Annotated in this window: 15 protein-coding genes; 11 read left to right on the top strand and 4 right to left on the bottom strand. The window is 47.4% G+C overall.

Annotation, left to right across the window (positions count from 1 at the left end; translation table 11 throughout):
- The first annotated feature begins 2 nt into the window (after positions 1-2).
- Positions 3-932, top strand: coding sequence for a response regulator (locus tag MKY16_RS01450; protein ID WP_013308322.1), 930 nt, complete (start codon positions 3-5; stop codon positions 930-932).
- 81 nt (positions 933-1,013) lie between these two features.
- Here MKY16_RS01450 and MKY16_RS01445 read toward each other — a convergent pair whose 3' ends face one another.
- A complete protein-coding gene (locus MKY16_RS01445) occupies positions 1,014-1,517 on the bottom strand; it encodes a MarR family transcriptional regulator (RefSeq protein WP_049816963.1) in 504 nt (167 codons plus the stop codon).
- 103 nt (positions 1,518-1,620) lie between these two features.
- Positions 1,621-3,120, bottom strand: a complete 1,500-nt coding sequence (locus MKY16_RS01440; RefSeq protein ID WP_165149282.1) for a monooxygenase — start codon at positions 3,118-3,120, stop codon at positions 1,621-1,623.
- Between the two features lie 307 nt (positions 3,121-3,427).
- Here MKY16_RS01440 and MKY16_RS01435 point away from each other — a divergent pair, with 307 nt between their 5' ends.
- Both MKY16_RS01435 and MKY16_RS01430 read left to right on the top strand, forming a co-directional pair.
- The gene (locus MKY16_RS01435) at positions 3,428-3,925 is read left to right on the top strand and encodes a DinB family protein (RefSeq protein WP_165149284.1); all 498 of its coding nucleotides are present in this window, start codon (positions 3,428-3,430) and stop codon (positions 3,923-3,925) included.
- 205 nt (positions 3,926-4,130) lie between these two features.
- Positions 4,131-5,330, top strand: coding sequence for an MFS transporter (locus MKY16_RS01430; RefSeq protein ID WP_340953787.1), 1,200 nt, complete (start codon positions 4,131-4,133; stop codon positions 5,328-5,330).
- Between the two features lie 21 nt (positions 5,331-5,351).
- Here the strand turns inward: MKY16_RS01430 and MKY16_RS01425 are convergent, their stop codons facing one another.
- Complete coding sequence (locus tag MKY16_RS01425; RefSeq protein WP_340953785.1) at positions 5,352-6,173, bottom strand: endonuclease/exonuclease/phosphatase family protein; 822 nt, start codon at positions 6,171-6,173, stop codon at positions 5,352-5,354.
- Positions 6,174-6,178: 5 nt separating this feature from the next.
- Positions 6,179-7,843 (bottom strand): PTS transporter subunit IIBC, encoded by a 1,665-nt coding sequence (locus tag MKY16_RS01420; protein WP_029516898.1) that lies wholly within the window; start codon positions 7,841-7,843, stop codon positions 6,179-6,181.
- Positions 7,844-8,085: 242 nt separating this feature from the next.
- Between MKY16_RS01420 and MKY16_RS01415 the strand changes: the two genes are divergently transcribed.
- From MKY16_RS01415 to MKY16_RS01375, 8 genes are all read left to right on the top strand, one after another.
- The gene (locus tag MKY16_RS01415) at positions 8,086-9,093 is read left to right on the top strand and encodes a LacI family DNA-binding transcriptional regulator (RefSeq protein WP_069010150.1); all 1,008 of its coding nucleotides are present in this window, start codon (positions 8,086-8,088) and stop codon (positions 9,091-9,093) included.
- Positions 9,094-9,247: 154 nt separating this feature from the next.
- Positions 9,248-11,530, top strand: a complete 2,283-nt coding sequence (locus MKY16_RS01410) for a glycoside hydrolase family 65 protein (protein ID WP_340953783.1) — start codon at positions 9,248-9,250, stop codon at positions 11,528-11,530.
- Positions 11,531-11,555: 25 nt separating this feature from the next.
- Positions 11,556-12,221, top strand: coding sequence for a beta-phosphoglucomutase (pgmB, locus tag MKY16_RS01405; protein ID WP_025722091.1), 666 nt, complete (start codon positions 11,556-11,558; stop codon positions 12,219-12,221).
- A gap of 236 nt (positions 12,222-12,457) precedes the next feature.
- Positions 12,458-13,936 carry a spore germination protein gene (locus tag MKY16_RS01400; protein ID WP_340884053.1) on the top strand — a complete coding sequence of 493 codons (1,479 nt, stop codon included), beginning with the start codon at positions 12,458-12,460 and terminating at the stop codon, positions 13,934-13,936.
- Between the two features lie 4 nt (positions 13,937-13,940).
- Positions 13,941-15,098, top strand: a complete 1,158-nt coding sequence (locus tag MKY16_RS01395; RefSeq protein WP_340953781.1) for a Ger(x)C family spore germination protein — start codon at positions 13,941-13,943, stop codon at positions 15,096-15,098.
- Positions 15,098-16,216 carry a GerAB/ArcD/ProY family transporter gene (locus tag MKY16_RS01390; RefSeq protein ID WP_069010152.1) on the top strand — a complete coding sequence of 373 codons (1,119 nt, stop codon included), beginning with the start codon at positions 15,098-15,100 and terminating at the stop codon, positions 16,214-16,216. The genes MKY16_RS01395 and MKY16_RS01390 overlap by 1 nt, the downstream gene beginning before the upstream one ends.
- A gap of 196 nt (positions 16,217-16,412) precedes the next feature.
- Positions 16,413-18,068, top strand: a complete 1,656-nt coding sequence (locus MKY16_RS01385) for an SWIM zinc finger family protein (protein ID WP_340953777.1) — start codon at positions 16,413-16,415, stop codon at positions 18,066-18,068.
- A complete protein-coding gene (locus MKY16_RS01375) occupies positions 18,065-21,028 on the top strand; it encodes a DEAD/DEAH box helicase (RefSeq protein WP_412178862.1) in 2,964 nt (987 codons plus the stop codon). The genes MKY16_RS01385 and MKY16_RS01375 overlap by 4 nt, the downstream gene beginning before the upstream one ends.
- Positions 21,029-21,099 lie beyond the last annotated feature (71 nt).

Genomic DNA, 21,099 nt, shown 5'->3' with positions numbered 1-21,099 from the left:
GGATGCGTTTTTATATTGTGGATGACGATCAAGGGATTCGTTCTATGCTGGCAGACATTATTGAAGACGAAGGTCTAGGGGAAGTCATCGGGGAAGCGGAGGATGGTTCCTATGTGAATAGCGGCCTGCTGGAGCTGAACCGGATTGATGTATTGCTAATTGACTTGCTGATGCCGCTTCGTGACGGCATTCAGACCGTGCGTGCACTCGGCGATCAATTCAGCGGCAAAATCATTATGATTTCTCGCATCGAATCCAAAAACATGATCGGCGAGGCGTACTCGCTCGGTATTGAATATTATGTGGCCAAGCCTTTGAATCGACTGGAGATTATTGCAGTTATTCATAAGGTGGCTGAGCGTCTGCGTATGCAGCAGTCGATTACGGATATCCAGCGGACGCTTCAAGGGTTGTCGATGTTCACATCGAATAACCCAACGGCAACGATTGAACCGACCCGAAACATCGTAACTTCCGGGCAGTTTCTGCTCTCCGAGATGGGAATGATCGGCGAAGCTGGGAGTATGGATTTGTTGGACATGCTGGAATTTCTGGACCAGTATGAGGAGGAAACAGGCAATCTGTCTCCCTATCTGTTCCCGCCGTTGAAGGATATATTTGCTAATGTAGCATCCAAACGGTTAGGGGCTTCAGCCTCAGCAGTAGAGCTGAGTAAGGAAATTAAAGCATCGGAGCAGCGTGTCCGCCGCGCTATTTTCCAGACGCTAAGCCATATAGTATCGCTCGGGTTGACTGACTATACCCATCCTAAATTTGAAAATTATGCATCCAAATTTTTTGACTTTACAGAAATCCGCAAAAAAATGCTGGAGCTACAAAACAATGTGGAGCCTTCACTGTCCCAAGCCCGCATTAATACGAAAAAGTTCGTACAGGTGCTCTATATGGAAGCAAAACGACTATTGCATTAAGAGAAAACGCACCTGCATCTCCTCATGTATCTATTACTCGGAGATAAAACAGGTGCCCATCGTTGATGATTAGATATCTCTTTAATCCAGACTCTTTCCCTGCCACTCCATAGCTTCCAAGAGATCTACACCATCGGACAGCAGACGTTTCAAGACATTCAGTTCTTCTGAGCTGTAACGATTTAAAAATTGAAATAACTGTTGCTGTACCTCAGCATGCAGTCGCTCATGTACAAGAAAGAGTTTTTTTCCCAACGGGGTTAGCCGAAAATAAATTTCTTTTTTGTTGTCGTTCAGCTGGGTTCTACGAATCCAGCCTTCCTTGAGCAGCTTGGTGCTGACTTTCGAAACGGTACCTTTGCTCAGCTCCATTCGTTGCGCTAAGGTTGTAACATTGATCGGCTCATGCTGCCCGATACAATCCATAACGTGTACATCCGTCATATTGAGCGAAGTCATTCCATCAAAGTGCTCGCGGATTTCTTCGAGAAAGGTCATGCTCTCTCTTTGCTGATGCTGCTCCCACTGATGATTCATCTTAATAAGCAAATCATAGACATGCTGAACCGATGTCGCCTTTTCCATACGAACAAGTAGTCACTCCTTTGGCATACTCCTCCTTTCATTATAGCTCACATTTGTTTCACAAGAAACAATATGGTCATGTTATGAACATACCCTTTCCCCTTTATACCAATGTGGCAATGCCTTCCTTAATCACACTCAATATATCCGTTTGTTTCATAGAAATGGCCCAAGCGATATACCCATCCGGACGGATGAGAACCGTATGCACATCTCTCCATCCCACGGGCACTTCCTCGGCTACGGCCTCCACATATGAAATATGTGAAAGTGAGCTATGGTGAAACTCATTCGATACCTCATTATCCTGTGCAAGATGGAGAAGTACAAAGCGGCCTTCATGAAGAAGATCGTAAGCATACGTTGTCATTCCGTCAGGCAAATGCAATTCAAAATCAGCAAACCGTTTCCCGTTCAGTGGATGCTGCGGTATATTGCTAGCCGCTGGATAGCATACATCCAGTGCACTAATCTGCTCTGCCATAGATTGATTAATTTCCGGATGGCGGAACCATTCCTCATGCAATTGGCGGTGTGCCAATACAGCAGGCGTAAAGTCCAATAAGCGGGTCTGAACCTCGGTATTCCGTAAGAACTGCGTATTAACCGGATAACGTTCGTCATGATAGCTACTCAGCAGCGTGTCTGGAGCCCAGCCACGAATCACTCCGGCCAGCTTCCATCCCAGATTTGCCGCCTCTTGCAAGCCAACATTCATTCCCTGTCCACCTGCCGGGAAGTGGATATGCGCAGCATCACCTGCTAGCAGGATTCTCCCTTTACGATAGGTCTGCGCCTGCCGCGTTGCATTCCCGAATCGAGATAACCAGCGAGGATTGGATACGCCAAGATCTGTACCGAGCAGATCATACAGTCCTGTCTGCACTTCTTCCAGCGTCACAGGTTCGTCCTTCGGAATCTCCATCATTCGCGGTGTAGTCAAAATAACCCGATAAATATCTGGATACACGGGGGCAATCATCACCCCACCTCGTTCACTATATTCGGAATGTACGCCACTTTCAGGCGGATTGGCTAACTCTACATCCGCCAATACAGCGGTCAGAGTCGTATCCGTGCCCGGAAAAGCAATCCCGGCTTGTTTACGCACGATACTCCCAGCCCCATCCGCTCCTACGACATAAGCAGCATTCATTACCGATACATTGGCTTGTGGTCCAGATGCGCATACACTCACCACCTCTACGCCCTGCTCGTGCTCTCGCACAGATACCACTTCCATGCCACGATGGACGACAACTCCCAGCTTGAGCGCATGCTCCTCGATCACTTGCTCTGTAATCACCTGTGGAATAAACAACGTATAATTAGAAGAACTATCAAGCACAGAAAAATCCAAGCGGGTATTCAGCATTGAAAAGTGACCCGTACGTATAGGTCTGCCGCACTTCATAAACCGCTCCTTCAATCCGCGCATATCAAACATCTCAAGCGTCCGTGGATGTAGCGTAAGCGCACGCGACTGACCACTAGGCTCCTCTAAACGTTCAATTACACATACGCTTACGCTTGCTAATGCCAACTCAGCAGCTAACCACATTCCAACAGGTCCGCCGCCTACTACAATCACTTCGTAATCCATGTTCACACCCCTATCTAAAATCTTTATTTCCACCACCTAATTGTTTCACACGAAACAATATATACATACAGAAAGCTCCCCTTAACATTTCCGCATGTACGAAACAACATATACATCCGTCGTTTATTGTTTCTATCGAAACAATATTATTGTAATTTAATCGAGAACAATTATCAACCACTTTATTAAAAACATTTCTACCCTTTACATTAAATCATGCATCCATTTACATTTTATAAAATATAATTGTATAATCGTTAAATGAGACTAAGCTAGAACAAACTCTCCATAGAAGGGATGATCATACATGTCGGATGCCAATCAATTATTCGGTCAAGCACTGGTTAAATCACTGGTCGGGGAACGTGGACATATTCGAGTAGCTCGGGCTTTACCAGACATTGACGTTGAGCTGGCAGGGAAGAAACATGCAGAAATGCCCTACAGCATTTATCAACTACTGAAGCATATGATTTACTGGCAGCAATTTATGCTGGAGCATTTGGAAGGACGGAAGCCCCAGCTTCCGGGCAATGTCATGGAAAGCTGGCCCGAAGAGACTGGACCGCAAAGCGAAGAGGCATGGCAGGCTGTCATTAACGAATTTTTACAGGGCGTAGATCAAGCTGTGCAGATTGCCGAAACCGCGCAACTGGATGATTCACTAGCTCATTTCCCAGGTGAAACGAAAGCAGGACTGCTGCGGAATATCGCTTCCCACAATTCATATCATTTGGGTGAAATCGTACTGCTACGCCGGATCTATGGAGCTTGGCCACCACCAGGAGGCGGCTTTCCAGCTTAAAGGCAACACCACCGCTCTAATCAAGATTCCTTCCATCCGCCGCTTCATACCTCCATCATTGCATTGGGATTTAGGCACCGCGAGGAACTCGCTCGCGTACCTTATATGGGAACCCGCTAACTCGACTTGAAGCCGTTCATCCGTAATCAAGTGCAATCCGAATAACGGTTCCCATGATGCAAGATCAAAGAGAGGTTTCGAGGTTATGGTGAGACACTTATACTTAAATCGTAATATCGCCTGTATGATCGTGATCAGCCTTATTGCTAACATGAGTGGAAGTATGATCCTTCCACTCTTTGCTATTTATGTAGAGCAATTCGGGATATCCGTACTCGGCATGAGCATTTTATTTTCTCTGTTTTATGTGGGGAGATTTCTTGGTGGAGGCTTGGCAGGACGAATTTATGAAAAGATTGGCGCAAAATGCTTGGGGTTGAGCTTGCTTATTGCTGAAATCGCTTGTATGCTCCTGTTTCCAATTGCAACAAGTTTCATCATTCTATCCATACTGAGACTCCTTCAGGGCTTGGTAGCTATAGGGCTAACCGTCTTTGTAAGAGTCACGATCAACCATATGAGCACCCTAGAGAATCGAGGTACGCTCAATGGATATATCAGCAGCAGTGAAGGCGCCGGTATGATTTTGGGGCCTCTTATGAGTGGAGCTATTGTTTCTTATTTTTCTTTATCCATTCCGTTTTATTTCGTTGCTATTTTCTCATGTATATCCTTCGTTGCCGTCTCCAGAATGACCTTCCCCAGTCTCTCCTCCAAACCTCAGCAACAGCACGTACCCCTTCATGAGTCGAAAAGAAAAACCATGCTAACGAAACAGCTACTGCTCTATTCCACCGTTCATTTTCTTGAAATGAGTGCATTCGCTATATTTTTAACGTACTTCTCCATATATGCAACCTACAAGCTCCATTGGAGCCCCGCAGAAATTAGCTTAGCTTTTACAATTATCGGCATATCGACCTTCATCTCAGCGCCCTTTATTGGCAAAATATCTGATCTACTTAAGGATCGCTTGATGCTTTGTATCCTCGGTCTATTGTTGATCATGGTGGAAATCATCTTATTTCTTCGGTTCACAGAACCGTGGATCGTATACTTAGGGATGTTCATCGGAGGTATAGGAGGAGCCAGCTATCTGGATTCCTTTTACTCACAACTAGGGGACGTTATTCCTGAGGAGAATAGAAGCTCATTTATCGGCAACGTCGTATCTTTGTCCGAATTGGGGGCCATTGTGTCTCCGATCATCGCAGGGGCACTCATGGAACGATTTAGCATCAACACTCCCTTTTACTACAATTTGATTTTGGTGTTGATTGCTATGATTATTCAATATGTCATTCGTTTCAAGTCGAAATCTATAAGAAAAAGGCCAATTGCTTAAGCAAGTGGCCTCCTTTCTTTCTCACAGCTCCAACTCAACTGCAACCCCAAAATGATCCGATACAACTGGTCCTGTTTTCCCGTTCAGTACAACGGTTGAGGATTGTACCTGTGCAGCCTTATTGGAGAAGATAAAGTCAATGCGGAGCGGCTCCGCATTACTTTCCCAGCCAGCAATAGCTTTAATCACCGTGTGGCCATCATCACGTACTGCTGCATTCGGATAGGTGTCCGACCAGCCGGATTGCAGTACATAGTCATATCCTTCTCCGCGCACTTCAGCCGCGTTGTTGAAATCACCCATCATGAACACAGGAGTCGGAGCAAAAGAATTTAGCACTTTGGTTGTACGATCCCATAGTCCACGGAAGGATTCTTCATCATTCCACCAGTTAAAATGTCCACTTACAAACCAGGCCTGCACTCCGTCCACCACAGTTTGAATACCGACAATTTTACGTGAGCGGTAGTTGTCATAATCCTGTAGCGAGGAAACATATTCGTTCACCGTAGCTGTAATCGGTGTTTTCGACAGAATCGCCAACCCCTCGTCGTATTTGGCAAAACCAACATGCGCGGGAGCCCACGTCCAATGATAGCTATCAGACAATAGCCCGTTCAGCACATAAGCATAGTTATCACGCTTAATGACAACTTCAGGATCTGCGCTATGGTAAGTGCCCAAATCGTCCGCTGACAAAGGAGCCTCTTCCATGGACTGGTTCACTTCCTGTAAAGCAATGACATCAAATTGCTGTTCATCAATAAAAGCAGCCAGTTGCTTTAGCTTATCGTGCTGGTTTTCTTCCATCCAAGCATGTGCATTTAAGGTTAACAACTTCAAAGTAATCACCTGTTGAGTATGTCTTGTATATCTGATTTAAGCACATCAGCCTTCGGTCCGTAAACCGCCTGCACCCCATTATCTACTTTTATCAAGCCCAAGGCACCCAGCGCTTTCCACGTTTTTTCGTCCCCAACGGCATCTGTATCCTTCACCGTCACACGCAGACGGGTCATGCAAGCGTCCACCTCGACAATGTTCTGCTCACCCCCAAGTGTCTTGATGATATCCGTAGCCAGTTGATTTTGAGTGGAAGTAGCTGCCACACCCTCTGTCTTCGTACTCCCTGCCTCGGAAGTCCCTTGGGGCTCCTCATCCGTATAGTTCCCCAGTCTTCCCGGCGTAGCCATTTGGAATTTACCGATCATAAAATAAGCGATAAAGTAGGTTGCTACCGCAAACACCACGCAAGTCAGCACGAAGTTAATAATATCCTGCACCAACCCCGCATTTATAGACAACGGCATTCGGGTCAGCAGTTCAATCATACCAAATGAATGTAAACGCAAATGTATGATGTCGGCCATTCCGAACGCAATACCGGTAAGAATAGCATAAACCACATACAGCACAGGCGCCACGAACATAAACATGAATTCCAGTGGCTCCGTTACCCCTGTTAAAAAGACAGCTGCGGCTGCCGAAAAGATCATCGACTTGTACTTGCCGCGTTTGTCTTTGTCTACACGGCGATACATAGCCACCGCTAGTCCCATAAGGATACCTGCCCCACCAATCATTTGTCCTACCTTGAAGCGGGCAGGCGTCACGCCTTCCAACAAGCTATTGTAGGCTGTCGGATCGGTACCACGAAGCGCACTCAGGTCACTTGCCCAAGCCAGCCACAGCGGGTCTTGCCCGGCAACGACACTTCCTGCCCCGGAACCTGTAAGCGTTGTGTAAACGCCTCCAAGTTGAGTATAGTTAATAGGGACGGTCAGCATATGATGAAGTCCAAAAGGAATCAGCAGTCTTTCCAGTGTACCATAGACAAATGGTGCTACAAAAGGAGCCGATTCTCCCGAAGTCGCCAACCAAATGCCGAACTGATTAATCCCCCCCTGGACAAATGGCCAGATGGCAGACATGATCAAACTTACGATGACAGACCATAAAATCACGACAAAAGGAACAAAACGTTTACCGTTAAAAAAGGCTAAAGCGTCCGGCAGCTTGCGGTAATTATAGTACTTGTTAAATACCACCGCCCCGACGAATCCGGAGATGATACCGACAAACACGCCCATGTTGAGTGCAGGTGCTCCTAAGACAGAGGTGAAATAACCACTGACCGGAATCGATGCACCGAAGAGTGTATGGGTGGTTGCTCCCTCCTGGGTTAACATCTTCGATGATACGCCCAAAATCGTCCCTGTTGAAATATTGATGAGAACAAAGGCAATTAAAGCCGCAAAAGCCCCGCCCGCCCGTTCCTTAGCCCAGGAACCACCTATCGCTACCGCAAATAGGATGTGTAAGTTATTGATAATACCCCAACCCAAATTTTCCATGACCCCGCCGACGGTCAACCAGAAATGAATATCGCCAGCCAACATCGCCACTACTTTACCAAGCGAAATCATAATCCCGGCCGCCGGCATAACAGCAACAACCACAAGCAGTGCCTTCCCAAGCTTTTGCCAAAAATCAAATGATAGAAGTTTTTTCATGCTCGTTCAGTCTCCATCCCTTATAGTATGTATAGCATGGGTAGTACTCAAAAAATATTATGCAATCGGTTGCACAATTATTATAATGATATCGCTTTCTATTAGCAATACCCTAATTGTAAATATCTTGGTTAATAATGATAGAAACACTCGAAAAAACCGCGAATTTGTTGATTTTCGAGCAATATCGTATGATAGAACATAATATTTCCTGCTTGAGATAGCAAAAGGAGACGAAGACGATGGCAGTAACCATCAAAGATGTCGCAAAACGTGCTAATGTTGCTACTTCCACCGTATCCCGCGTCATTCAAGATAGCCCCAAAATCAGCGAAGCTACCAAGGTACGTGTCCGTAAAGAAATGAAGGCGCTTGGCTATGAACCCAACTATTCAGCTCAGAGTCTGGCTAACCGAGTCACACAGTCGATAGGCATTATTATGCCTGAATCGGATGTGGCGATCTTTCAAAATCCTTTCTTTCCGGAAAGTCTTCGCGGGATCAGCGAATGGGTGAACGAGCACAACTATACACTGTCGATTGTCACAGGCAAAACGAATGATGAATTGCTATCCCGCGTAAAGCTGATGACCCGGACCGGACGCGTTGACGGCTACATTGTCCTGTACTCCAAGCAAAAGGATAGCATCGTGGAGTATCTTCACAAAGAAAAAATTCCCTATACCGTAATCGGCAAGCCTCAACAGTTTGTCAGCGAAACCACCCATGTAGACAACGACAACTACCAGGCTGCCAAGGATGTAGTCACTTATTTGACTGGGCTGAATCATCAGCGCATTGCTTATGTTGGCGGTGATCAGGAACACATCGTGAATCTTGAAAGACTCCGAGGCTACCAAGATGCGCTACGAGAGGTTGGCTTGCCTCTACCGAAGGAATACGTGGTCAGAGAGCCCTTTAATCTGGAGGACATGCGCGCGTTATTGCAGGCTACCCCGCCGCCTACTGCGATGATCGTTAGCGACGACCTTGTAGCCATGGCCGTACAGAAAATGCTTGCCCAGTTAGGCGTGTCCATGCCAGAGCAGTTATCCATGGTGAGCTTCAATAATCTAATGCTGGCTGAGCTGATGAATCCTCCTCTTACATCCGTGGATATTGATATCTTTACTCTGGGTTATCAGGCTGCCAAAAGCCTGATTGAAAAAATTGAGGACCCCAAGGAACTGACCAAACACATCATTGTGCCCCACCGAATCGTGGAGCGCAAATCCAGCCAGGTACTATGAATCTCTAAGAAATGGACAAGAACTGATTTTGTGGATATCCATAAAATCAGTTTTTTTGCGTTGACAGGGCAAACGGTTGCACTATATACTGAACTCGCTCATATATTGGTCTCGTTAAAACAACGATCTCATTTTCCGAGAGGGGTACGCACTCATGGTTTACAACCGATTATTTGACGTAGATAGTTGGAAGCTGACAACACACGCTCTACATAGCACACACATGCGATTACAGGAAAGCTTAACGTCCATAGGCAACGGTTATATGGGCATGCGCGGCAATTTCGAAGAAACGTATTCAGGGGATCATCATCAGGGAACTTATATCTCCGGTGTATGGTTCCCCGACAAAACAAAGGTCGGCTGGTGGAAAAACGGCTATCCTGAGTATTTTGGTAAGGTCATCAATGCCATGAACTTCATCGGCATCAATCTGATCGTAAACCAAGAGGAAGTAGACTTATTTACGGCACACATCAGCGATTTCGTGCAGGAGTTGGACATGAAACAGGGGATCCTGCGACGCACCTGCACCGTGAACGATCAGGTTCGTATCACTACGGAGCGTTTTCTGAGCATCACCACTCGTGAGCTATGCCTGATTGATTACCAAGCAACGAATATAAGTGAGCAACCTCTAACTATAGAGCTTGTCCCCTATTTGGACGGCAATACGAAGAATGAAGATACGAACTATGATGAGGTTTTTTGGCTGGAAGAGGCCCGAGAGGTTCAGGAACAATTCATCAGCCTGTCCACAACAACTATAGATAATCCCTTCGGTATTCCGCGCTTTACCGTAAACGCTACCATGGGTATTGTGACCAAGGGACAGGATCAGCAGACGACGGAAGAGGGCTTTTTGTATGCTGCTCGCCACTATCAATACAGCGTCGCTCCGGGCGACAGTATCCAGCTGCAAAAATTTGTGGCTGTTACCACTTCACGGGATATGGAAAAGGACGCACTGATTCCACAAGCTGAACGCATCGCCGTAGAAGCTGTGAACAAAGGCTACACTTCTCTTAAACAGGAGCATGTCGCAGCTTGGGCCCGACGTTGGGACAAAGCAGATGTAGAAATAGAGGGCGATACGGAGGCCCAACAGGGAATACGCTTTAACATTTTCCAGCTGTTCTCTACGTACTACGGTGAAGATGCCCGTCTGAACATTGGTCCCAAGGGTTTTACAGGTGAAAAATATGGCGGTGCCACCTATTGGGACACAGAAGCATATGCCGTACCTATGTACCTGGCGCTCGCAGACCCGGATGTAACCCGAAATCTGCTGCTGTACCGCTACCAACAACTTGAGGGTGCCAAGCATAACGCGACCCAGCAAGGACTTCGGGGTGCACTGTACCCTATGGTCACTTTTACGGGTGTGGAATGCCATAACGAATGGGAAATTACCTTCGAGGAAATTCATCGTAACGGTGCCATTGCCTATGCCATTTACAATTACACCAACTATACGGGTGACTTGACCTACCTGCATGACTACGGCGTAGATGTACTGGTCGAAATTAGCCGCTTCTGGGCCGACCGGGTTCATTTTTCCAAAAGTCAGCAGCAGTATATGATCCACGGGGTTACCGGGCCAAACGAGTACGAAAATAACGTCAATAACAACTGGTATACCAACACGCTGGCTGCATGGGTTTTGAAATATACATTATCGGTCTTGCCTCAAATTTCGACTGAGAAAGCGCAGCGCCTGGCAGTTACGGCTGATGAGCTTGCACATTGGCAGGATATCGTCACTCACATGTATTATCCCTATGATGAGGAGCGGGAAGTCTTCGTACAACACGATACCTTTATGGATAAGGATTTGCAGCCTGTATCTGCCCTTGATCCCAGCAACCTTCCACTGAACCAGAAATGGTCATGGGATAAAATCCTGCGTTCATGCTTCATTAAGCAGGCAGATGTGCTGCAAGGACTGTATTTCTTTGGAGACCAGTTCACACTGGAGGAAAAAGCGCGCAATTTTGCATTTTACGAGCCCATGACTGTTCATGAATCCAGTCTGTCTCCTTCTATACACGCCGTGCTGGCCGCCGAACTCAAAATGGAGGAAAAAGCAGTCGAGATGTATAAGCGGACGGCCCGTCTGGATCTGGATAACTATAATAACGATACCGAAGACGGCCTTCATATCACTTCCATGACAGGAAGCTGGCTGGCGATTGTACAGGGATTTGCCGGGATGAGAACCTATAATGAAACATTAAGCTTCTCCCCCTTCCTGCCTCAAGACTGGAACAAGTATACGTTTAAAATCAACTATCGCGGTCGCTTGTTAAGTATTCTCGTACAGGAAAATGAAGTGAACATAACCCTGTTGGACGGAGAACCGCTGACGCTGGAGCTGTATGGACAGCCAACGCACATTACCAGTGGGCAGACGTTAATGACAAACAGCATTTCATAAATCGCGCAGACAGGGGGGAAAGCAAATGAAGGCAGTCATTTTCGACTTGGACGGAGTCATTACAGATACCGCCGAATATCATTTTCAGGCATGGGGCAGCTTGGCGGCAGCGCTCAGCATCCCTTTTGATCGGGAATTTAATGAACAGTTAAAAGGAATCAGCCGTACGGAATCGCTCGACAAAATACTGGCGCGCGGTAACCTGTCCGATACGTTTTCAGAAGAAGGCAAGCAAGAACTAGCCACACGGAAAAATACGGAGTATCAGCGACTCATCTCAGCTGTAACTCCCTCGGACATTCTTCCAGGCATTAAAGCGCTTCTGACAGAACTTCGTGAAGCCCGAATCGGCATCGCTCTGGCCTCTGCAAGTAAAAATGCAGCGTTTATCCTGGAGCGACTGGAGCTGGCGTACTATTTTGACAGTGTGGTGGATGTTACCGCCATTCGGCATGGCAAGCCTGACCCGGAAATTTTCCTCACCGGAGCTGCAAATCTGGGCGTTCAGCCTGCCGATTGTATCGGTATAGAGGATGCACAGGCTGGCATACAGGCGATCAAGGGCGCCGGGATGTTTGCGGTCGGTGTAGGAACACCTTCACAAATGCAAGGGGCAGATATCGTGGTAGCCACGACTGCCGAGCTTTCTCTGAGCATGTTGGAGGCACATTTTTACGAGTTCAAAAAGTGACTCCACTCGGAGGAATTTATATGGCATTATCTCTAGGATAGAGTACCCTCGCCTCATAAGTATGACCAAAAACGGACACCACTGGTGTTCGTTTTTGTTTACATATACCCAAAAAACTCCCTCTGTCTCTCGCGTCTTCAGCTCCTCTATCGTTGAACACATTAGATTACCATTCCATGAATATTTATTACCATTTTACACATATTACATGCATAACTTTTGAAGGAGGAGGAGTCATGGCAAGATCACTCGAGGCGAAATTGGACCATCTACAAAAGACCCTGGGTCATCTTCCTGATGTCGTCTTCAAGAAAATGAATGTGGGTCAAACGGGGATTCATGTAATTATGATCTATCTCTCTGGTATTGCGGATACGAGCATCATTAACGAACAAATCGTCAAGCCGCTCATTTTAACTGGAATTCGTGAAAGTCACTCCCAAGTTAATCCCGAGAAAATAAAGGAGGAGCTGATACAGCAGACAGCATTTACGATCGATATGGAAGAAGAGACAGACCTTGAGACGTGTGTACACGAAGTGTTATCGGGAAATACCTGTCTGCTGATCGAAGGAACCGATGAAGTCTTTTTTGCGTCTACGGGCCAGTTTCCGTCGCGAAGTGTCGATGAACCAAGCACTGAAACTTTGGTTAGAGGACCGAGAGAAGGTTTTATTGAAGATTTGCAAAGCAACCTGGCAATGGTAAGGCGGCATATCAAAGATCTAAGTTTCAAAATAGATAAAATGACCATAGGAAGGAGATCCTCACGGAAGTTAGCGATCCTGTACATATCAGATATCGCAAATCCGGAGCTAGTTCAGGAAGTTAAACGAAGAGTCGAAACGATTGATGTGGACGATGCTTCCGATACCGGGATTATTGAGCAATGGATTGAGGAACATTCATGGTCTCCGTTCCCACAGATTCAAGCCTCTGAACGCTCGGATAAAGCTATAAATGCTTTAATGTCCGGAAGAGTTGTCATTATGCTTGATGGCACTCCTTTTGTCCTGATTGCTCCCATGACCTTCTGGATGCTGGCTCAATCCCCAGAGGATTATTACGAGCGTTTTCCTTTAGGAACATTTTTTCGTATGCTTCGTTTAATGGCTCTGTTCATTGCAACATTCCTGCCTTCGCTGTACGTTGCACTTATTTCTTTCCATCCCGGATTAATCCCGCCTGAGCTGGTGATGTCTATCGTTGCCTCAAGGGAAGGAATTCCTTTTCCCGTTTTTGTGGAAGCTCTAATTATGGAGTTAGCATTGGAAATACTGCGCGAGGCAAGTCTGCGGCTACCTAAAGGCATAGGACAAGTCATCGGGATTGTAGGCGGTCTTGTGATTGGACAAGCCGCTGTCGAGGCGGCGATCGTAAGTGCTTTTCTGATTATTGTCGTTGGTCTTACTGCCATTGCGTCCTTTGCAAGCCCGCAGTACAGCGGCAGTATTGGAATCCGGCTTCTTCGTTTCCCCATTATGATGATCGCAGGGATTTATGGGCTGTATGGAGTAATTTTAGCCTTTATTTGTTTAGGCGTACACATGGTCCAGATCAAAAGCTTTGGAGTTCCTTACATGTCACCCCTAGCCCCAATTCGGCTAAGAGATCAACAAGATACTTTGGTTCGGGTTCCTTTTAAATATCTCAAAAAACGCCCTATGATGCTAAAGACACAGGACGAAATACAATCTAACAGAAAAAGGAAGTAAACCTATGCTCTCTTACATCTTTCTGTTTCGTCGAACCCTATGGGCGCAAAAATGCTTTGCTGCATGGATCGCATGTGCTGCTCTCCTCACCGGTTGTTGGGATAGCAGAGAGATCGATAACTTGAGTATTATTCAAGGCGTCGCCATTGATACGGATCAGCAGGATATGCTGGAACTTACCTACCAGCACTTAATAGCGCAGAAATCCAGAAAAAATATGTATAGCAACGTAACAACCTTTAACAAAGATTCAATCCAGTCTGCTTCCAGGGAACAGGCCAAGCAGGTATCCCGTGCTCCTTTATATAGTTTTATTCGCTTGATTTTGATTAGTGACCAAGCTATACAAAAAACAAGAATCGACCAATTGTTAGATACGTTTACTCGCTCCTATAAACCGAGTCGAAAATCACTTGTTATGATCGTAAAAGGCAATGCGAAAGAAGCGCTCAATAAGATTGGCAAACATAAAGAGATACCTTCCATTGACCTTGAAGCATTGGCCAAAAATAGTGATTTCAACTCAAAAATACCTTATAGAATAACATTAGGGGAAATGTCTACACATATCTCACAAGGAGCTGACTTCCTCATTCAATGCCTAGAAAGCAATGACGGCAATCACTTCTCAGGAGCAGCTCTGGTCAGCGGCAAAACGAAGAAATTTGCTTTTTGGCTGGACGAAGAGGATGTTATCGGAATCAACTGGATGCTGGGAAAAACGAAGGGTTCCATTATTAAAGTTGAGGGCCCAAAGACGAAGCAACACATGGTCTTTGAAGTTGAGGATGCCCATAGTAAACTTATTCCCCACCTTAATGGACAGGATCTCTCATTCACAGTTCGTATCAAAACAGATATCAAGCTAAACGAAAACTCGGTTACTTCTGTAGACTTCCTGAAGGAATCATTCATCCGAACCGCCAAAGAAGCAGCGCAAGATGAAATCAAACAGACCATATCCCAATCGCTAAACACACTTCAGAAAGAAATGAGAGCAGATGTAGTCGGTTTTGGCACAAAAGTAAAAGTGAACTATCCCGCTTACTGGGATCGGGTAAAGGAAAATTGGCAAAATACATTCAGTCAAATACCAATCGATGTTCAGGCTGAAGTACAGATTGAACGAACAGGTGCTTATACAAAAGGAGAGGAAGAGTAATGTCCAACATACCTTCCATGAAACAGGAAAAAATCTCTACCCTTCAAGCCTTACTTACAGTCACTTCGACCGTGTACGCTGTGGGAATTGTCAGTTTGCCAAGAACCATCGCGGAAAAGACACAAACGCCCGACGTGTGGCAGGGACTTTTGCTGGCAAGTCTGCTTGGGGTAGGCATCGTTTTTATCCATTTTAAACTGTGCCGGAGATTTCCAGGGAAGACGTTCTATGAGCTCAATCCTGTGATCGCGGGTAAATTCATCGGCCTGCTCATCAATATTGCATTTATTGTACATTGCACGATGATATGCTCTTTTGTATGTAGAATGATGGCGGAATTCCTCAAAGGTCTTGCACTGGAGAGAACCCCAATAAGTATGATTCTCTTACCGTTTCTTCTGCTTATTGGGTATTTGACCTGGGGCGGTCTCCATGCAATGGTTCGATTGATCGAACTTTTTTTCCCTTTAACCCTTATTGTTTTTTTATTGTTGGTCGTTCTTAATGTCAACCATTTCAATCTTGATAATTTGCGCCCTGTTTTCCATAAAGGATGGCGACCGATCTTTGAATCACTTAAAGTTATACCTTTCTCTACATTGGGTTTTGAATCCATCCTTATATTAACTAATGTGATGACCCACCCCCAAAAAGCATGGAAGGCTGGGTCAATCGGCTACTCGATTGCAATGGGTTTGTATATTTTAATGGTAACGATGGTCGTCGGCTGTATGTCAGTTGAGGAAGTTTCCCGACTGCAATGGCCAGTCGTTTCTTTTGCACAGCAAATTGAATTCCCCGGCGCGTTCCTGGAACGATTTGAAATATTATTTATCATTTTGTGGACGATCAAAATTTTCATGACCGCCTCAAACTATTATTTCTATATTGTAACGGGGATCAGCCAGCTCACCCAAAAGTGGAACGGGTATATCTGTTATCTCCCGTTAATTATATTATTTTGCCTGAGCATGTATCCCCAAAATTTTGTTGAGATAGGCAACTTCGATAAAATAATAGGTTATTTTGGAATTGCTGTATGCGCAGTAGTACCCTTGGTGCTTCTTGTTATCTCTATGGTCTTCCATCGAACAGAGAATCCGGGTGGGAAACAATAGAGAATGCCTCCCCATTCTTGCTGATGAGACTCAAGCCTTCTTACGCCACAGCGTAAGAGGGCTTTTTACTGCACTTGGCGGTTATACTTCGAAATTTTCCAACTGCTCCCTCCACTCAATTTATATTCATGAACTGATATAATGGAAGAGTTAAGCTATACCAGATCAACTATTCTCTCTTAGGAGACTAATGCATATGAAACCAACCTATCTTATGGATGATATACAGTGGCAACAGCTTATTCAAAACGTGGCTGACCATTTTAATGATGTGACGATCAAACGAGGTTTCCAGTATTTTAAGCAAGGAAAGGTAAAAGAATTCGCAATGCCTGATGCCGATCATATTGCAGCTGTCGTGGATGGAAGCGAGCTATACGAGGTGGATCTCCACTTGAGCGCTTTTGCTGCCAGCAGATGTACATGCCCTGTCCACGCCAACTGCAAGCATATGATCGCCGTACTACTGAATTACGCGAATGAACAGGAACGTTCTGTACATGCTTTAGTGAACGCTCATTCGGCGGGATTCACTCGATTGGCGACAAAAGCTGACACGCGTAACACACCTCCTTCCCGGTCGAATCTTTTACCGGATCACAAGGAAACAACAAGAAACGCCCTCAGTAAAACTGCAAGTAAAATACCGGACATGCCCATTTCAGAGTGGCATGATCTGTTCGATCAGTGTATCGCCCTTAACCATGTAAACACACAAAACTCCCAATTTGTCCAAAGCGCTTTAGCCTCGATCTATGCTGTGAAGCCGCCGCTTTCACCCGGCATGCAACAGCTATACGGACTGCATGCTCATCTGCGTGTGCTGGAAAAGCTGGTACCTCAGTCTTCCATGCCAGGCTATCCCTCTCATACCTATATGGGGTATTACACGCAAATTGCTGCCGATGAGCTTAAAGAAGCGATCGAGCGTGATTTTGAGAGTCCACTGGAGCTGACCGATGAACCGATGCAAGAAGCCCGTATGGCAGAAACCTTAGCCTATTTACGCCGAAAAATGCTGACAGAATCGCGTAACGGTACTTATTTTTCAGACGCGTATTATCAGTTTTGGCTGTACTGGGTGCATCCCGCAAGACAGGGCTCCAGCATATATACGGAGGAATTACAGCATTTGCAGGCGGCTGAGGAGGATCTCGGCACTACTTTAGCAAGGCTTCCGTGGATGTTGGCTCGCAGCTGGATGCATATTTTCCAATCGCAGGATAATGAAGCCTGGGTACTTCTCCAGGAAGCGGAACGAGCTTTTCCACTAAAAATCTCTTCCAACCAATTGCTTTTGTTCTTACAGGCGTTGCGTAAAGCTGAGAATTGGGCACGCCTCAAGGACGGACTGCGGCATATCGGTCCCCTGCTTCACAGTCATCGGGATGACCATTTACAGGATTATATGCATGATTGGGACGTGGTTTTGCAGCACCTTCCAGAAGCGGAGCAGGACATGTGGGACACGCTGGTGGGTATGCTTCCATTTGCCGGAGGAATGTATGAAGAGGCACTGCTTGCTCACGAGAAATGGCGGTCATGGATCGACTATCAGCTAAGCATACGCAGTGAACCTTTGAGTTTTCGAGTGAGCGTGTTACAGCCCATTGAAAAGAACGCGCCTGAGTTACTACTCCCCTTTTACCATCAAGCGGTAGAACGCTATGTGCTAGAAAAAAACAGATCCAGCTATAAAGCAGCAGTCAAGCTATTAAAGCGGCTGTTCAAGCTGTACAAGAAAATGAAGCAAGAATCACGCTGGGAGCTGTTCTTTACGACCTTCACCAGCCGTCATAGCCGCCTGCGGGCGCTACAGGAGGAATTGCGGAAAGGGAAATTGTTATCATGAGTCAATATACCGAAACGATTACCGTGCATATCCAATTAACTACCTATGGAGACGCGCTGATCTATGGCGATTCCTCCATGAACTATAGCATTTCCGGCCAAATTCTGAAGCAGCGTTTGTTTGCTTGGCATGAGGCTTCGTTTTATGGCACCGAGCTGGAGATTCAACATGTTCAAGACACGGATATTATCCTGCTGCCTTCGGAGCAGGTGATTCCTTTTCTGGCAGAGCGCGAGCTTCTAAAGCATATCGAATGGATCTGGGACGAGGCCCATGCCCCATGGCTTCAGCTGATCCCTTCGCTTGCTCACTGTATTGAAGCGAAAGCCTATGTGCCCAGCTTCACGGCGTTCCAGGCAGGGAAGCTGCAATGGGAATGGGATGCGGAAGCACTGGAAAACATCCAGCCGGCAGAGCTTGCTTTGCTAGGCAACTTGGAGAAGGACGAACAAGATGGGCTGATAGCGGCGTTCTCGGCTGCCGTATTTCAACGCTGGTACGGCACCGAAGCGGAAGCCGCCGATTTGCGAAGAGAATATCCGATTCTCTTCGCCTCCAACCGCCCAGCCGCGGCGGGTCTAGACGCGCGGGCCTGGCTCATCGCCATCGGCTGGAAAGCCGATACCGCGCCCTTTCGGCCGCTTCTGCAACTGCTGGAGCCAGAGCTGGAGGACGACGAGCCGTCCTGGCAGCTCAAGCTTGTGTTGCAGGACAAGCAAGACCCGGCGTTGCTGGTGTCTGTACAGCTCGCCGATGATGGGTACGCATCCGGCTCATGGCCCGATGCCTGGACAGCACATGTCCGTGAGCGCTCAGCCGGGTGGCTAGAAGGCTTGACCTCGATTTTGCCTGCCGGGCAGCGTGCCGGAAGCCGTGATGACGTGCTGAATCGCCCGCTCTCCGACGAAGCGGCGTGGCAATTCCTGACGACCGACAGCCAGCGTCTGCTGGAAAGCGGTTGGCAAGTGCTGCTCCCGGCTTGGTGGGAGGCAGCTACCCGCAAGAAGCCGAAGCTGCGGGCCAAGGTACGCCCGGGCGAAGGGGCGGGAGAGCGCACGAAGGGCAGCTCGCTGTTCGGACTGGACTCGATTGTCCAGTTCGATTGGCGCGTTGCCATTGGCGATGCCGATCTGAGCGAGTCAGAATTCGCCGAGCTGGTCGCTCGCAACGAGCGCTTGGTGCGCTTCCGCGGGCAATGGATCGCGCTCGACCCTGCGCTGCTGGCGCAGATCCGCCGGGCCATGGCCGGGATCGACAGCGCTCAGGGGTTGTCCTTTCAGGACATCTTGCAGCTGCACCTGCTCGGCAACGCCGACGAGCCTGAAGGCGACGCCTCGGGTGAGCAGCCGGAGGATGCGGCACGCTTCCGGCTGGAAGTCGAGCTGAATGCCCATCTGCTGAAGCTGATCAGCCAGCTCGGACGGCAGTCAGAATGGCCTGCATTGGACGTGCCGGACGGGCTGCAAGCCGAGCTGCGGACGTATCAGAGGGACGGGTACGCATGGCTTGCCTTTTTACGGCGTTTTGGACTGGGGGCCTGTCTGGCCGATGACATGGGACTTGGTAAAACGGTGCAATTTATTACTTATTTACTGCACTTACAGGAAATTGCCGCTGAGACGGGTGTCCGCTCCAGTTCGCTGCTGATTTGCCCGACGTCGGTGCTGGGCAACTGGCAGAAGGAACTCAGCCGCTTCGCCCCTTCATTGAAGGTGATGCTGCACTATGGAAGCAGGCGGAAGCAGGGAGACTTGTTCCGTGAAGAAGTAGAGCAGGCTGATGTCATCCTGACCTCCTTTGCTACGGCAACCCTGGATCAAGAGCTGCTACAAAGCATGACCTGGGATTCGGTCTGCCTGGATGAAGCGCAAAACATTAAAAATGCGCAAACCAAGCAATCCACAGCCGTGCGCAGCTTTCCTGCACGTCATCGGATTGCGTTGACCGGGACACCTATTGAAAATCGATTGTCCGAGCTGTGGTCCATTTATGATTTTATCAATCCAGGTTATCTGGGCAGCTCACGCGCCTTTAGCAATCGTTTTATGAATGCTATTGAGAAGGAACATAACGAGCAGCGCACATTAGATTTGCAAAAGCTGGTTCAGCCCTTCATGCTGCGGCGCAAGAAGAAGGACCCTGCTATACAGCTTGATTTGCCTGACAAGAATGAGATGAAAACCTACATTCATCTGACCTCTGAGCAGGGCGCGCTCTATGACCAGATTGTCAAAGAGTTGATGGAACGGATGCAGAAGCTGGAAGGGATTGAACGGAAAGGAGCCATTTTATCCGCCCTTACCCAGTTGAAGCAGCTTTGCGACCACCCAGCCCTCTTAACCAAGGAGGCACTCCCGGATGCAGCGGCTTCCGGTTATAGTCAGTCCGATCTTGAGACGGTCATTAGCCGTTCATCCAAGCTAGAGCGCATTCTGGCTATGGTCAAGGAACTGCGGGAGGAGGGCGAGCGCTGCCTTATTTTTACACAGTATATTGGTATGGGGCAGATGCTCCAGCGGGTACTCGCTCAGGAGCTGCAAGAGCCTGTGCTCTATCTGAACGGTAGCACGTCCAAAACGGCGCGTGACCGAATGATTGATCAATTCCAATCTCACACGCTCCCCCCTGCCGAGCAGCCATCCGTGTTTATTTTGTCGCTCAAAGCCGGGGGGGTGGGTCTGAATCTGACGGCAGCCAACCACGTCTTTCACTTTGATCGCTGGTGGAATCCGGCTGTTGAAAATCAGGCCACAGACCGAGCCTATCGGATGGGACAAACGAAGGATGTACAGGTGCACAAATTTATCTCGCTGGGCACGCTGGAGGAACGCATTGATGAAATGCTGGAGAGCAAGCAGCAGCTTAGCGACCAAATCATAACCAGTACCGAAGGCTGGATTACTGAGCTGTCTACAGACGCGTTAAAAGACCTCTTTACGCTACGGCGCGAGTGGGCATAATGATGTCCCAAGTTCAATATATACCTATTTTTAAGAAGCAGTAGTTTATAGCACGGTCCAAAACTCCTTTG

This window comes from Paenibacillus sp. FSL L8-0641, from assembly GCF_038006265.1.
GTDB classification, from domain to species: Bacteria; Bacillota; Bacilli; order Paenibacillales; family Paenibacillaceae; genus Paenibacillus; species Paenibacillus polymyxa_D.
The sequence above is the reverse complement of the archived record's forward strand: the minus strand, read 5'-3'. Positions and strand labels throughout refer to the sequence as shown.